General features: G+C 72.8%; 17 protein-coding genes and 5 pseudogenes. 16 read left to right on the top strand and 6 right to left on the bottom strand.

Features of this window, described 5'->3' with window-relative positions; translation table 11 throughout:
- The first annotated feature begins 11 nt into the window (after positions 1-11).
- The 11 genes and pseudogenes from bioB to G5V59_RS32375 all read left to right on the top strand — a co-directional run bounded on the left by bioB (position 12) and on the right by G5V59_RS32375 (position 6832).
- The gene (gene bioB, locus G5V59_RS32420) at positions 12-1268 is read left to right on the top strand and encodes a biotin synthase BioB (protein WP_278259194.1); all 1257 of its coding nucleotides are present in this window, start codon (positions 12-14) and stop codon (positions 1266-1268) included.
- Positions 1265-1414: pseudogene (locus G5V59_RS32415) on the top strand (aminotransferase class III-fold pyridoxal phosphate-dependent enzyme); the annotation flags it as partial. The gene bioB and the pseudogene G5V59_RS32415, both read left to right, overlap by 4 nt.
- 76 nt (positions 1415-1490) lie before the next feature.
- Positions 1491-1688 (top strand): annotated as a pseudogene (locus tag G5V59_RS32410) (aminotransferase class III-fold pyridoxal phosphate-dependent enzyme); the annotation flags it as partial.
- Between the two features lie 182 nt (positions 1689-1870).
- A pseudogene (locus G5V59_RS32405) lies at positions 1871-2235 on the top strand (aminotransferase class III-fold pyridoxal phosphate-dependent enzyme); the annotation flags it as partial.
- 151 nt (positions 2236-2386) lie between these two features.
- Positions 2387-2953: pseudogene (locus G5V59_RS38215) on the top strand (aminotransferase class I/II-fold pyridoxal phosphate-dependent enzyme); the annotation flags it as partial.
- A gap of 34 nt (positions 2954-2987) precedes the next feature.
- The gene (locus G5V59_RS38210; RefSeq protein ID WP_341351086.1) at positions 2988-3590 is read left to right on the top strand and encodes an aminotransferase class I/II-fold pyridoxal phosphate-dependent enzyme; all 603 of its coding nucleotides are present in this window, start codon (positions 2988-2990) and stop codon (positions 3588-3590) included.
- A complete protein-coding gene (locus G5V59_RS32395; protein WP_278259193.1) occupies positions 3587-4051 on the top strand; it encodes an AAA family ATPase in 465 nt (154 codons plus the stop codon). The genes G5V59_RS38210 and G5V59_RS32395 overlap by 4 nt, the downstream gene beginning before the upstream one ends.
- Positions 3934-4257, top strand: coding sequence for an AAA family ATPase (locus tag G5V59_RS32390; protein WP_278260202.1), 324 nt, complete (start codon positions 3934-3936; stop codon positions 4255-4257). The genes G5V59_RS32395 and G5V59_RS32390 overlap by 118 nt, the downstream gene beginning before the upstream one ends.
- A gap of 112 nt (positions 4258-4369) precedes the next feature.
- Entirely contained in the window at positions 4370-4756 is a 387-nt protein-coding gene (locus G5V59_RS32385; RefSeq protein ID WP_278259192.1) for a hypothetical protein, read from the top strand.
- A complete protein-coding gene (locus G5V59_RS32380) occupies positions 4719-5246 on the top strand; it encodes a bacterial transcriptional activator domain-containing protein (RefSeq protein WP_278259191.1) in 528 nt (175 codons plus the stop codon). Before G5V59_RS32385 ends, G5V59_RS32380 begins: the two co-directional genes overlap by 38 nt.
- A 569-nt stretch (positions 5247-5815) precedes the next feature.
- Positions 5816-6832: a hypothetical protein gene (locus G5V59_RS32375; protein ID WP_278259190.1), complete on the top strand. Its 1017-nt coding sequence runs from the start codon at positions 5816-5818 to the stop codon at positions 6830-6832.
- Positions 6833-6869: 37 nt separating this feature from the next.
- Here G5V59_RS32375 and G5V59_RS32370 read toward each other — a convergent pair.
- The 3 genes and pseudogenes from G5V59_RS32370 to G5V59_RS32360 all read right to left on the bottom strand — a co-directional run.
- A pseudogene (locus G5V59_RS32370) lies at positions 6870-8678 on the bottom strand (amidase); the annotation flags it as partial.
- 114 nt (positions 8679-8792) lie between these two features.
- Complete coding sequence (locus G5V59_RS32365) at positions 8793-9260, bottom strand: NAD(P)H-dependent oxidoreductase (protein WP_278260201.1); 468 nt, start codon at positions 9258-9260, stop codon at positions 8793-8795.
- On the bottom strand, positions 9196-9396 hold the full coding sequence (locus G5V59_RS32360; RefSeq protein ID WP_278259189.1) for a hypothetical protein: 201 nt from the start codon (positions 9394-9396) through the stop codon (positions 9196-9198). Before G5V59_RS32360 ends, G5V59_RS32365 begins: the two co-directional genes overlap by 65 nt.
- Before the next feature lie 318 nt (positions 9397-9714).
- On the opposite strand from G5V59_RS32360, the gene G5V59_RS32355 reads away from it, so the two are divergent.
- The 5 genes from G5V59_RS32355 to G5V59_RS32335 are packed head-to-tail and all read left to right on the top strand — an operon-like array spanning position 9715 to position 11748.
- Positions 9715-10146, top strand: coding sequence for a helix-turn-helix domain-containing protein (locus G5V59_RS32355; RefSeq protein ID WP_341351085.1), 432 nt, complete (start codon positions 9715-9717; stop codon positions 10144-10146).
- Positions 10116-10241: a hypothetical protein gene (locus G5V59_RS32350; protein WP_278259188.1), complete on the top strand. Its 126-nt coding sequence runs from the start codon at positions 10116-10118 to the stop codon at positions 10239-10241. The genes G5V59_RS32355 and G5V59_RS32350 overlap by 31 nt, the downstream gene beginning before the upstream one ends.
- An 18-nt stretch (positions 10242-10259) precedes the next feature.
- A complete protein-coding gene (locus G5V59_RS32345; RefSeq protein ID WP_278259187.1) occupies positions 10260-10928 on the top strand; it encodes a hypothetical protein in 669 nt (222 codons plus the stop codon).
- A gap of 50 nt (positions 10929-10978) precedes the next feature.
- Positions 10979-11398: a hypothetical protein gene (locus tag G5V59_RS32340; RefSeq protein WP_278259186.1), complete on the top strand. Its 420-nt coding sequence runs from the start codon at positions 10979-10981 to the stop codon at positions 11396-11398.
- Between the two features lie 8 nt (positions 11399-11406).
- Positions 11407-11748 carry a hypothetical protein gene (locus G5V59_RS32335; protein ID WP_278259185.1) on the top strand — a complete coding sequence of 114 codons (342 nt, stop codon included), beginning with the start codon at positions 11407-11409 and terminating at the stop codon, positions 11746-11748.
- Here G5V59_RS32335 and G5V59_RS32330 read toward each other — a convergent pair.
- The 3 genes from G5V59_RS32330 to G5V59_RS32320 form a co-directional block, all read right to left on the bottom strand.
- Entirely contained in the window at positions 11718-11894 is a 177-nt protein-coding gene (locus G5V59_RS32330) for an alpha-isopropylmalate synthase regulatory domain-containing protein (protein ID WP_278259184.1), read from the bottom strand. The two genes, G5V59_RS32335 and G5V59_RS32330, sit on opposite strands and share 31 nt — an antisense overlap.
- Before the next feature lie 105 nt (positions 11895-11999).
- Positions 12000-12314 carry a hypothetical protein gene (locus G5V59_RS32325; protein ID WP_278259183.1) on the bottom strand — a complete coding sequence of 105 codons (315 nt, stop codon included), beginning with the start codon at positions 12312-12314 and terminating at the stop codon, positions 12000-12002.
- Positions 12229-13272, bottom strand: a complete 1044-nt coding sequence (locus G5V59_RS32320; RefSeq protein ID WP_278259182.1) for a hypothetical protein — start codon at positions 13270-13272, stop codon at positions 12229-12231. Before G5V59_RS32320 ends, G5V59_RS32325 begins: the two co-directional genes overlap by 86 nt.
- Between the last annotated feature and the right edge of the window lie 80 nt (positions 13273-13352).

The raw sequence follows: 13352 nt of genomic DNA, 5'->3' as shown, positions 1-13352 counted from the left end.
CGAGGAGCACCATGACCACGAACTTCGACGCGCTGGCGACCCGCATCCTCGACGGCGGCAGCGCCACCGAGGCGGACGCGCTGGCGGTGCTCCAGGCTCCCGACGCCGAGTCGATGTTCCTCGTCGCCGCCGCCGGCCGGCTGCGCCGCGAGCACTTCGGCAACACGGTGAAGGTGAACTACCTCGTCAACCTCAAGTCCGGGCTGTGCCCGGAGAACTGCAACTACTGCAGCCAGGCGATGGGTTCGGCGGCCCCGATCCTCAAGTACTCCTACCTCTCCACCGACGAGACCCTGCGCCAGGCCGGCGCCGGGCTCGCGGGCGGCGCGAGCCGGGTCTGCATGGTCTCCTCGGGCCGCGGCCCCTCCGACCGCGACATCGACAAGGTCGTGGAGATGACCGAGGCCCTCAAGCAGGAGTACGACGGCGTGGAGGTCTGCGCCTGCCTCGGGCTCCTCAAGGACGGCCAGGCCGAGCGCCTCCAGCAGGCCGGGGTCGACGCCTACAACCACAACATCAACACCGCCGAGTCGAACCACGACAACATCGTCCAGACCCACACCTACGACGACCGGGTCGACACCATCGGCAAGGCGAAGGCCGCGGGCCTGTCCCCCTGCAGCGGCCTGATCGCGGGGCTCGGCGAGAGCGACGAGCAGGCTGGTCGAGGCGCTCTTCGCGCTGAAGGCGCTGGACGCCGACTCGATCCCGGTGAACTTCCTGATGCCGTTCGACGGCACGCCGTACGAGAACACCTGGGAGCCTGTCCCCCCACCCGCTGCGTGAAGATCCTGGCGATGGCGCGCTTCGTGTGCCCCGAGAAGGAGATCCGGATCGCGGGTGGCCGGGAGATGCACCTGCGCACCCTGCAGGCCACCGCGCTGCACGTCGCGAACTCGCTCTTCCTCGGCGACTACCTCACCTCCGAGGGCCAGGACGCGCTGGCGGACCTGCGGATGCTGCGCGACAACGGCTTCTCGATCCTGGGCATGGACGACAGCGCGTTCGACGAGCCTGATCGCGGCTCAGGAGGCCGGTGTCACGCACCGGGCGCACGCGACGACGCCGTGCGGCTCCTCCGCCGGTGGGGGCTGCGGCGACGGCTGCGGCGGCTGCGCGGTGACCACCGACGACCACAAGCCCGTGATCCGTGCACGGGGCGCCGGGACCGAAGTTGCCGCCAACGCCTGAGGTGGCCACGGTGGTCGAGCCAGTCGAGACCCTCGCGTTCGACCGCGAGCACCTGTGGCACCCGTACACCTCGATGACGGACCCCGCGCCGGTCCGCCTGGTCACCGGCGCGCGCGGCTGCCTGCTGGAGGTCGAGGGCCGCGAGGTCGTCGACGGGATGTCCTCGTGGTGGGCGGCGATCCACGGCTACCGGAACCCGGCCCTGGACCGGGCGCTGGCCGACCAGGCCGCCCGGTTCAGCCACGTGATGTTCGGCGGGCTGACCCACGAGCCGGCCGTCGAGACTCGGCCGGCGGCTGGTGGAGATCACCCCGGAGCCCCTGCGGCGGGTGTTCCTCGCCGACTCGGGCTCGGTCGCGGTCGAGGTGGCGCTGAAGATGGTGCTCCAGCACCAGCGCGCGCTCGGCCGCCCGGAGCGGACCCGGGTGCTGACCGTCCGCGGCGGCTACCACGGCGACACCTTCCACCCGATGAGCGTCACCGACCCCGACGGCGGCATGCACGCGATGTGGAAGGGCGTGCTGCCGAGCCAGGTGTTCGCACCGCAGCCGCCGGTCGTGGGGGCCGGCGAGGCGGAGACTCGCCGCCTGGGCCGGCGCGGTCCGCGACCTCGCCGCGGCACACGCGCACGAGTCTGGCCGGCGTCGTCGTCGAGCCGCTGCTGCAGGGCGCGGGCGGCATGTGGCCCTACCCCGTGGAGTGCCTGCGGGTCCTGCGCGAGGTGGCCGACGAGCACGGGCTGCTGCTGGTCTTCGACGAGATCGCCACCGGCTTCGGGCGGACCGGTCACCTGTTCGTCAGCGAGACCTGGTCACCCCGGACGTGCTGTGCGTCGGCAAGGCGCTGACCGGCGGCTACCTCACCCTCGCCGCCGTGCTCACCTCCGACGCTGTCGCGCCGGGCGTGGTCATGCACGGCCCGACGTTCATGGGCAACCCGCTGGCCTGCGCGGTGGCGAGCGCGTCCATCGACCTGCTGCTCGCGATCGACTGGCAGGCCGCCGTACGACGCATCGGCGAGCACCTCGCGACCGGGCTGGAGCCGCTGCGCGCCCTCCCCCGGGTGCGCGACGTGCGCACCATCGGCGCGGTCGGCGTCGTCCAGGCTCGACTCCGAGGTGGACGTGGCGGCGGCGACCGGCGCGGCGCTGGCGGCGGGCGTGTGGCTGCGGCCCTTCCGCGACCTGGTCTACGCGATGCCGCCGTACGTCATCTCCGACGAGGAGCCTGGACCGCCTCGTCGCCGGCATCACCGCGGCGGTGGAGGCGGCATGACCGGTTGGCAGGAGTGGCTGGCCGCGGAGGCGGCCGCGCGCGAGGAGGCCGGGCTGACCCGGCGACTGCGGGAGCGGGACGCCGACGACCCGACCATCGACCTCGCGGGCAACGACTACCTCGGCCTGGCCCGCGACCCCGCCGTCCGGCAGGCCGCCGCGGACGCGGCGCTGCGCTGGGGCTCCGGCGCCGGCGCCTCGCGCCTGGTCACCGGCACCTTCGCGCTGCACGCCGACCTCGAGCGGGAGCTCGCGGACTACCTGGGCCAGCCCTCGGCGCTGGTGCTCTCCACCGGCTACCACGCCAACCTCGCCGTGGTCACCGCCCTCGCCGACCGCTCCGTCCGGGTGCTCTCGGACGCGCACGTGCACGCCTCGCTCATCGACGGGGTGCGGCTGTCGCGGGCCCGGCTGACCGTCGTGCCGCACAGCGACACCGCAGCCGTCGAAGCCGGCCTGGTCGCCGCACGCGCGGACGGCGAGCGCGTGCTGGTGCTGGTCGAGTCGGTCTACTCCGTGCTCGGTGACGCCGCTCCCCTGGCCGAGTCTCGCCGCCCTCTGCGAGCGGTACGACGCCCTGCTGGTCGTCGACGAGGCGCACAGCCTCGGCGTCCACGGGCCCGGCCTGGTCGCCGCGCTCGGGCTGGCGGGACTTCCGCACGTGGTCGTCAGCGCGACGCTGTCCAAGGCGCTGGGCAGCCAGGGCGGGGCCGTCCTCGGACCGCCCGCCCTGCGCGAGCACCTGGTCAACCGGGCGCGCCCGTTCATCTTCGACACCGGCCTCGCCCCGGCCCCCGCCGCGGGCGCGCTCGCCGCACTGCGCGAGGTCCGCGCCCGGCCCGAGCTGGGCACGACCGTGCGCACCCGGGTCGCCGGGCTCGCCGACGCCCTGGGCGTCGTGGCCCCGGCCGGTGCGGTCCTCTCCGTGCCGATGTCCTCGCCGCAGGCGGCCGTCGCGGCCCAGGCGGCCGCCCTGGAGGCGGGCCTGCGGGTCGGCTGCTTCCGGCCGCCGTCGGTGCCGGACGGCATCTCGCGGCTGCGGGTCACCGTCACTGCGGGCGTGCCGGAGGACGCTTGGCAGGGCGCGGTCGCGACCCTGGTCGCCCTCGTCAAGGAGCACCAGTGACCCGCCTGGTCGTGGTGACCGGCACCGACACCGGGGTCGGCAAGACCGTCGCCACCGCCGCGCTCGCAGCGCGGGCCGCAGCCGAGGGCAGCCGGGTGCTGGTCGTGAAGCCGGTCCAGACCGGCATCGGCGGCGCCACGCCCGACGTACCCGACGTGGAGACGGTGCGCGCCCTCGCCGGAATCGAGGCGATCCAGGCTCGCGGCGCTCGACGAGCCGCTGGCCCCCGACACCGCCGCCCGGCGTCAGGGCGTCGCGATCCCCACCGTGGCCGAGCACGCGAGCGCGATCCACGAGCCTGGCCGGCGACCACGACCTCGTGCTCGTGGAGGGCGCCGGCGGCCTGCTGGTCCGCATCGACGCCGACGGCGGCACCCTGCTCGACCTCGCCGTCCTGCTCTGCGCCGAGGTGGTCGTCGTCGTCCGCGCCGGCCTCGGCACGCTCAACCACACCGAGCTGACGGTCGCCGCCCTGCGGCACCGGGGCATCGAGCCGGCCGGCCTGGTCATCGGCTCCTGGCCCACCGATCCCGGCCTCGCGGAGTCCTGCAACCGCGACGACCTGCCCCGCGTCACCGGGGTGCCGGTGCTCGCCGTGCTGCCCGCGGGAGCGGGGGCGCTGGCGGACCTCCGGGACCACGCGACCGGCTGGTTCACGACAGCCTGACGGATTTGCGGCAAAGCACCGGTCCGGCCTGCCGTGCCCTGCCAGACTCTGTCATCTCCGCTTGACCGCACGGGCGGGGCACCACCGTCGACGGGTCACGGATGGGGGCGGCATGCCGTTCTCGGGCATCTCCCTGAGCCTGTTCGGCATCCCCTCGATCGACGTCGGCGGCGACCCGCACCCGCTGACGTCGAGCGCGGCGCGGCTCTCGACGTACCTCGCCCTGGGGCCGCGCTCGGGCCGGCTCCGCTCGCTGGCCGCGGCCCAGGCTCTACCCCGACTCGCCTCCCCCACTGGCCCGGCGGCGGCTCAACACGGCCGCCTGGCGGCTGAACAACGAGATCCGGGCGTCGTACGGCAACGACCTGATCGTCACCCCGCAGGGCGCGCAGACCATCGGCATCGACGAGGCGGCGCCGGTCAGCGTCGACGTCTGGGCGTTCACCGACCTCGTCAACGGCGTGGTCCGGCTGCGCCCGGACGCGGTCACGCTCGCTGACGTGGACCGGTTGGAGCGGGCGGTCGCGCTCTACGGCGGGCGGCTCGCCCCGGCGGTCGACGACGAGTGGGTGCTCGGCGAGCGTGCCCGCGTGGAGAACCTCTACCTGGTCACGCTCAGCCACCTGGTGCGTCACTACGGCACGCTGGGCGACGTCGGCTCCGTCGCCCGTTGCGGCGAGCTGGCGCTCGAGGTCGAGCCGGTGCGCGAGGACATCCACCGTGCCCTCATGCGGGCCTACGCCGAGGCCGGCCGCGGCGACCTGGTGGAGAGCCAGTTCGAGCGTTGCCGGACCAGCCTGCACCACACCCTCGGCGTCGACCCGATGCCGCAGACCGTCGACCTCCTGCGGCGGCTCACCGGGCCGAGCACCCTGGCCCGCGAGGAGGTGAGCGCGCTGCTCGCCGACCTCACCCAGGCGCGCCGCGACCTGGCCGCCGTGTGGGGCCGTCTCGACAACGCCATGGAGCAGGTACGACGCCTGCGGTGACCACCGCGTGATCCACCCTCGCCGGAGGTGATCCACCGGTGATCCGCTGCTCGCAGGCTGGCCGGGCTCGTCCCCCACCCCCCCGAGAGGCACACCATGAAGCAAGTCGCGGATCCCGCCGTCAGCACGTTGCTCAACACCACCATCGTCGGCCAGCCCTGGCACGACGACTACCGTCCCGGGCTCGGCGTCGACGCCGTCACCGGACAGGTCCGGGCCAGGGCCGTCGCGGACTTCGAGGTCCAGGACACCCCGATCCTGAGCCCGATGTTCACCTACTCCCTCGTGCAGTCCGAGAGCGACATGTCGAGCATGATCTCGGCATCCGCGCAGGGCTCCTACAACATGGAGGGCGTGACGGTGAGCGCCGGCACGTCGTACCTGGAGTCGCTGTCGGTCTCCGAGTTCGTCGGTCACCCTGGTCGCCGAGGTGAGCGTCAACCGCAGCCAGTACAGCCTGGCCCCGCAGGGCGACTACCGCCTGGCGGTCGAGCCCGGACCGGACTTCCGGGACAAGTACGGCGACTACTTCGTGGCCGGCTACCGCTCCTCCTCGCAGGCTCTACGCGATGTACCAGTGCACGTTCACCAGCGTCGAGGAGCGCCGCAAGTTCACCGCCACGCTGTCGGCCGAGGTGCCCCAGGTCTTCACCGCGCAGGGCAGCACCGCCTTCGAGAAGGCGAGGTCGGAGTGCCACGCCTCGGTCAACATCATCGTGTCGGCCGACGGGGTGAAGACGAACATCCCGACACCGGCGGACGGCTGGACGCCGGCGACGATCCTGTCGGTGCTGCTGCCGTGGTTCAACGAGAACATGGCGCCGAAGCCGCTCGAGGCCTACCTCATGCACTACCGCGTGATCGACCCGGCGATCTCCGGTGAGGTACCGGTCAGCCCGGACGTCTTCGCCCAGGCTTGCCTTCCTCTACGACCGGTTCTGGCTGGCGCGGGCCCGCTTCCACACCTGCCCGACGTTCGGCCGGCCGCTCGTGGACGAGCCGTACAAGCAGGCTGGAGAAGAAGATCGAGGCCTACCAGGCCTCCCTGCCGCACGACGAGGCGCAGATCGAGTCTGCTGACCAGCGACACCAACGAGTCTGCTCGGCACGTTCACCGGGATCCTCAACCGGCAGACCTTCTTCTCCCAGGTGATGGAGTCCGCCAAGAGCGAGCCTCCGCGGGACCAGAACTTCGACGCCGACAAGGGCACGGTGCGCTGGAACTACGGCTTCAACAGAACCAACCTGCCGGGCGTCTCGGTGTCCAGCGCCAGCGACCACGTCGAGCAGGACTGGAAGATCGGGTGGCGCGAGCACACCTTCAACTTCCGCAACAGCACGAAGGTCCTCGTCGGTTGGGACGTCATCTGCAACTGGACCGACGGCACCGGCGGCGACTGGCACAAGGCCTGCGACCAGGTCACCGGCCGCGGCACGGCCGACGTCTACGTCAAGAGCGACTACGACCGCGGCTACTCGTGGTCGATCGTCTGGTACTTCGTCGAGGCCACGCTCTACCCCACCCCGCGAGGGCAGTGAGATGGCGAACTTCACCTACTTCATCATCTCGCCCGGCTACGACGTGAACACGGCGGTGCTCTACCCCGACAAGCGCCTGGGCAACTACATCAAGTTCGGCGACGCGAGCGCGGACCACGTGACCACGGCGGGGGTGCGCGCGGCGTACCTCACCCACAACCCCGACATCGGGGTGGCCGCCGTGATGAACTCGCAGGCCTTCGCCGGGCCGGCGCTGGGCACCCGGCTCAAGCAGTTCATCATCGGGCTCGGCATCACGCCGGTCGCCACCAGCGAGTGGTTCTCGGTCCAGACCAAGGCGGCCTGGGGGCTCACCCAGGCGATGACGGCCTGGGACGGCGTGACGGTGACCCAGCAGAACCTGCCGGCGCTGCAGAACGTCATCCGCCAGCACCTCACCTGACCCACGAACCGTGGGCAATGGCACCACGAACCGTGGGGATTGGCACCACGAACTGTGGGCGATGGCACCGCGAGGTGTGGATGGCGGCAACCGCGTGCCACGCCTCGTAGCGCCATGAGCCACGGTTCGTGATGCCATGAGCCACGGCTCGTGGTGCCATGAGCCACGGCTCGTGGTGCCATGAGCCACGGTTCGTGGGCTACCAGATCGGCGGGCGGCGGTCCCTCCACGGGGCCGCCGCCTCGACCTGCGCGGCGAACGCGAGCAGCAGGCTCCTCCTCGGCGGGCCGGGCGGCGAGCATCATGCCGATCGGCAGCCCGTCGGCACTCTGGTGCAGGGGCAGCGAGATCGCGGGCATCCCCGTGACGTTCCACGCCGAGGTCCACGGTGTGAAGCGCTTCTGCGCCTCGAAGTCCGCTTCCGGGTCCGCGTCGTCGCGAATCGCCCCGACCGGCAGGGGGAGGGTGGCCAGCGTCGGCGTCAGCACGATGTCGTACGGCGCCAGGGCGACCAGCGCCTCGCCGGCGTGGCGTCGCAGGGCGCCGATCGCCGCCCCGAACGCCGGGCCGGACACGGCCTCGCCCCGCTCGCCCAGCCAGCGGGTCAGCGGGCGAAGGCCGGCGCGCTGCTCGGCGGACAGCGACACCGTCGACAGTCCGGTGAGCACCGCCCAGCAGGTCTCGAACTCCGGCACCGCCTCGGGCGGGATCGGCACACTGATGTCGACGACCGTGTGCCCGAGGGAGGACAGCAGCCGGGTGGTGTCCTCGAAGGCCGCGCGCACCTCGGGATGCACCTCGGTCGCGGCGATGACCGGGGTGTCGAAGCGGGCGATCCGCAGCGGGCCGGGCTCGCGCGCGGTCGCGGCGAGGAAGGTGCCGCCGGGCTCGGGCGCCCACGACGGGTCGCCGGCACGTCGCCCGGCGAGCACGTCGAGCAGGGCCGCCGCGTCGGCGACGGTGCGCGCGATCGGTCCGGAGACGGCGAGGCCGACCGGGTCGCCGTACATCGGGAAGCCGCTGACCCGGCCGCGGGTCGGCTTGAGCCCGACCAGGCCGCAGCAGGCGGCCGGGATCCGGATCGAGCCGCCGCCGTCGGAGCCCGGCGCGACCGGGACGAGACCGGCGGCGACGGCTGCCGCGGCACCGCCGGAGGACCCGCCGGCCATCCGGGAGGTGTCCCAGGGCGTCACGGCCGGCGGCCGGCCCTCGGGCTCGGTGTAGCAGGGCGAGCCGAACTCCGGGGTGCTCGTCTTGCCGAGGCTGACCATGCCCGCCTCCTCGATCGCCAGCGTCACGGCGTCGGAGACGTCGGGCACGAAGCCGGCGTAGGCCGGGGAGCCGAACTCCGTCGGCACGCCCCGGGTCAGGTTGAGGTCCTTGATCGCCGTCGGTACGCCGGCCAGGGGCGAGGCACCGTCCCCGACCGGTCCCACGGCGGCCACCTCCCGGGCCCGGCGGCGCGCGGCTTCGGGGTCGCGGAAGACGAACGCGCCGTCGACGTACTCCTGCGGGAGACGCGCGGCGCGTTCGAGGTAGTGCTCGGTGAGACTCGACGGGGCTGATCTCGCCGGAGCGGATCAGGGCACCCTGCTCGAGGGCGGTCAGGTCGTGCAGATCGGCCACGACCCGACCGTAGCCCCCGTCAGGTCGCTCAGGCGGCGGAGGTGGCCGGGGTGAACTCCGCGAGGCGGGTCAGCGCGTCGAGAAGGCTTCGCGCGGACCTCGGCGTCGGTGGTCGGGTCGACCTCGACGGCGGGCTGGGAGACGGTGACGTCCTCGACGACGATCGCACCGGCGATGCCCGCCGAGCGGGCGGTGTCGGCGTGCGCCCACTTGCCGCCGTACGGCGTGGGGGTGGCACCGATGACGCCGAAGGGCTTGCCGACGAGGGCACCGGCGCCGTAGGGGCGGGAGAGCCAGTCGATGGCGTTGTTGAGCACGGCCGGCATGGTGCCGTTGTACTCCGGGGTGACCGCGAGAACCCGGTCGGCGCCGGCGACCCGCTCACGCAGAGCGGCGGCGGCCTCGGGCGCGCTGCCGGCGTCGAGGTCCTCGTTGTAGAAGGGGATCTGCTCCAGGCCCGAGATGAGGTCGAGACTCGACGCCTGCCGGCGCCTCGTCGCGGAGGATCTCCGCGAGCTTGCGGTTGAGGGAGTCGGCGCGAAGGCTGCCGACCAGGACGGCGACGCGGGTGGTGTCAGTCATGGAGGTCGAAACGGACCATGGTCCGCTTTCATTCCGGACGCTGCGAAGTTTTTTCAGCCGGAGTCCCTGACCACGTCGCCGAGCGCCGCACCGACCGAGAGCGCCGCCCGGACCACCGCAGCGGGGAGCGCGACCAGGGCGACGATCCCCTCGACCTCGTCCCTCGCTCATCCGCCGAAGCGTGGGCGCCTGTCGGAGGCACGACCTAGGGTGGCCGCATCATGTCGAAGGACCTCCCCCTGCTCACCACGGCGCCCGTCGAGCGGCGCGACGCGGCGCGCAACCGGCGGGCCCTGCTCGACGCGGCAGCCGAGCCTGATGGTCGGGTGCGGACTCGAGGCGCTGACCATGGACGCGCTCGCCGCGAGGGCCGGCGTCGGCAAGGGCACGGTGTTCCGCCGCTTCGGCAGCCGCGAGGGGCTGATGGCCTCGCTGCTCGACCACCGCGAGGCCGAGTGGCAGGCCGGGGTGATCAGTGGTCCGCCTCCGCTCGGGCCGGGCGCTGCCCCGCTGGCGCGACTGCACGCCTTCGGCGCCTCCCGGATGCGCCTGCACCTGGACCAGGCCGCGCTGATCGAGGCCGCCGGGCGGACCTGGGGGAGAACCACGCGGTGCTCGGCTTCGCGAGCCTGCACGTGCGGCTGCTGCTCGGCGAGCTCCGCGTCACCGGCGACCTCCGCTACCTCGCGACCGCGATCATCGCGCCGCTCGCCGTGCCCGTGCTGCGCCAGCAGCTGCACGCCGGGATGAGTGAGCAGCAGATCCTCGCAGGGTGGCAGGACTTCGTCGGCCGGATCATCACCACCGGCAACGAGAGTCCCGAACCACCCCACGCCGACGCCTGAGGCCCTAGTCTCCGCGGCGTGACCGAACTTCCCCCGCCACCGCCCGCGCCGCCGCACCGGCGCAGCCGCCGTCGTCCGATCGCCCTCGGCATCGTCGCCCTCCTCGTCGTCGGCGCTGCCACGGCGGCCGGGGTGTGGTGGCTCCAGCGCGGTCCGGACTACCCCGACCAGTGGGACGCCAAGGTCAAGCCGTACGTCGACTACGTCGAGAAGGAGCGCGGGCTGAAGTTCGAGCACCCCGTCTACGTCGACTTCCTCACCGACGCGGAGTTCGACAAGCAGGTCACCTCCACCGACGGCGACCTCGACGAGAACGACCGCGAGGAGGTCCGCCGCTTCGAGGGGATGCTCCGGGCGCTCGGCCTCCTGCCCGCCGGCGTGGACCTGCTCGACGCCGTCAACGAGCTCTCCCGCGGCAGCGTGATCGGTCTCTACGACGACGAGGACGAGCGGATCCGGATGCGGGGCACCACGCTCACCCCGCCCGTGCGCTCGACACTGGTGCACGAGCCTGACCCACGTCCTGCAGGACCAGCACTACGACCTCGAGGAGGTCGCCGAGGAGCAGGAGAAGGACGACGACACCGCGGCCGAGTCGGTCTGGCAGGGGGCTCGTCGAGGGCGACGCGGACCGGGTCGAGGAGGCGTGGGCCGCGAGCCTGCCCAAGGCCCAGCGCGTCGCGCTGACCAAGGCGCAGGCCGCGCAGAGCAAGGCCTCCGACAAGGCCATCGCCAAGGTGCCGCCCTTCCTCTCCACCTCCCTCGCGGCGCCGTACGCGCTGGGAGGGGGTCTGCTCCAGCTCGCCGTCGCCCTGCACGGCAAGGGCGCCGTCGACGACCTCTTCGCGAGCCCGCCACCGACCGAGGAGGCGCTGGTCGACCCGTGGACCCACCTGGTGGACAAGCAGGGACGCAAACCGGTCGACGCGCCGAAGGCTGGCGGACGGCGAGAAGGAGTTCGACTCCGGATCCTTCGGCGCCCCGTCGCTGCTCTTCGTGCTGGCCGAGCGGATCGACCCGCGGCGCGCCCTGACCGCGACCGACGGCTGGGGAGGCGACCAGTACGTCGCCTTCGAGCGCGGCGGTCGCTCCTGCGTCCGTCTCGACTACGTCGGCGACAACCCCGGGCACACCACCGAGTCTGCGCGCGGCGCTGAAGACCTGGGTGGCGCGCGGGCCACGGGGATTCGCCAGCGTGCGCCCGCACGGCGACGGGCTGCGCTTCGAGTCCTGCGACCCGGGCAAGCGCGCCAGGAAGGGCACGGGCGGCTCCCGCGACGCGCTGCAGGCTCGCCGTCGTGCGCGCCCAGGCTCGGAGCCGAGGTGGCGCCGCAGGGCCTGCCCCGGAAGTTCGTGCGCTGCTACGTCAACCGGATCGTGCACGCCGTACCGATGGACCAGACTCACCACCGACGCGGACGTGCCCGGCCTCGAGGCCCGGGTCACGGAGCCTGGCGAAGGGCTGCGCGTGAGCGCTCAGTCCACGTGGTGGCGCAGCAGGCCGTAGGTCAAGCCGTCCATCAGCGCCTCCCAGGAGGCCTCGATGACGTTCGCGCCGACGCCGACGGTGACCCAGGTGGACTCGCCGTCGCTGGTCTCGATGAGCACCCGGGTGATCGCGTCGGTGCCGTGCCCCTGGTCGAGGATGCGCACCTTGAAGTCGACCAGGCTCGAACTTCGCGATCTCCGGGAAGGCCTGCACGATCGCCGAGCGCAGCGCCTGGTCGAGCGCGTTGACCGGGCCGTTGCCCTCGCCCGTCACGACGTAGCGCACGCCCGCCGCGCGCAAGCTTGACCGTCGCCTCGGAGACCGCCTCCTCCCCCGGGCGCGCGTGGGTGAGGGTCTCGGTGATCACCCGCCAGCCTCTCCACCTCGAAGTACGACGGCCGCGCGCCCTCCGCCTCCTCCTTGAGCAGCAGACTCGAAGGAGGCGTCCGCGGCCTCGAAGGTGTAGCCGCGCGCCTCCAGGCTCCTTGACCCGCGCCGTCACCCGGTTGACGACCTCGGGCGAGCTCGAGAGGTCGAAGCCGAGCTCCTTGCCCTTGAGACTCGATCGAGGCCCGGCCGGCCATCTCCGAGACCAGCAGCCGCATGTCGTTGCCGACCCCGGCGGGGTCCATGTGCTGGTAGAGGTCGGGGTCCACCTTGATCGCGCTCGCGTGCAGGCCGGCCTTGTGCGCGAAGGCCGACGTGCCGACGTAGGGCTGGCGGGAGGCGGGCGGCACGTTGGTCACCTCGGCGACCGCGTGCGCGATCCGGGTGGCCTCGGACAGCAGGCCCGGCGGCAGCACCTGGCGGTCCAGGCTTGAGACCCAGGTTCGCGACCACGTTGACGAGGTCGGCGTTGCCGGTGCGCTCGCCGTAGCCGTTGATGCAGCCCTGCACGTGCGTCGCGCCGGCGTCGACCGCGGCCAGGGTGTTGGCGACGGCGCAGCCGGTGTCGTTGTGGCAGTGGATGCCGACCCGCACCTGGGCGCTCTCGATGACGTCGTGCACCACGTCGGAGACCCAGCCCGGCAGCATCCCGCCGTTGGTGTCGCACAGCGCGATCACCTCCGCCCCCGCGTCGTACGCCGTGCGCAGGACCTCCAACGCGTAGGAGCGGTCCAGCCGGTAGCCGTCGAAGAAGTGCTCCGCGTCGAGGAACACCTGCTGGCCCTCGGCACGCAGGTGGCTGACGGTGTCGCGGACCATCGCGAGGTTCTCCTCCAGCGTGGTCCGCAGCGCCTTCTCGACGTGCCCGGCGTGCGACTTCGCGACCAGCGTGACCACCCCGGCGCCGCTGTCGCGCAGCGCCGCCACCAGCGGGTCGTCGGCGGCGACCGCACCCGCGCGCCGGGTGGCGCCGAAGGCCGCGAGCCGCGCGTGCTCGAGGTCCAGGCTCGGCGGCCGCCCGCCGGAAGAACTCGGTGTCCTTGGGGTTCGCGCCGGGCCAGCCGCCCTCGATGTAGCCCACGCCGAGCCCGTCGAGCCTGCCGCGCGATCGCCAGCCTTGTCCGCGACCGTGGGGTTGAGCCCCTCCTGCTGCATGCCGTCGCGCAGCGTGGTGTCGTAGACGTGGAAGGAGCCGTGAAGATCGAGCCTGCTGGTTCATCGGGGTCTCTCGGGTG

This window comes from Nocardioides convexus, from assembly GCF_011090295.1.
This window is presented reverse-complemented; position numbering and strand designations above follow the sequence as displayed.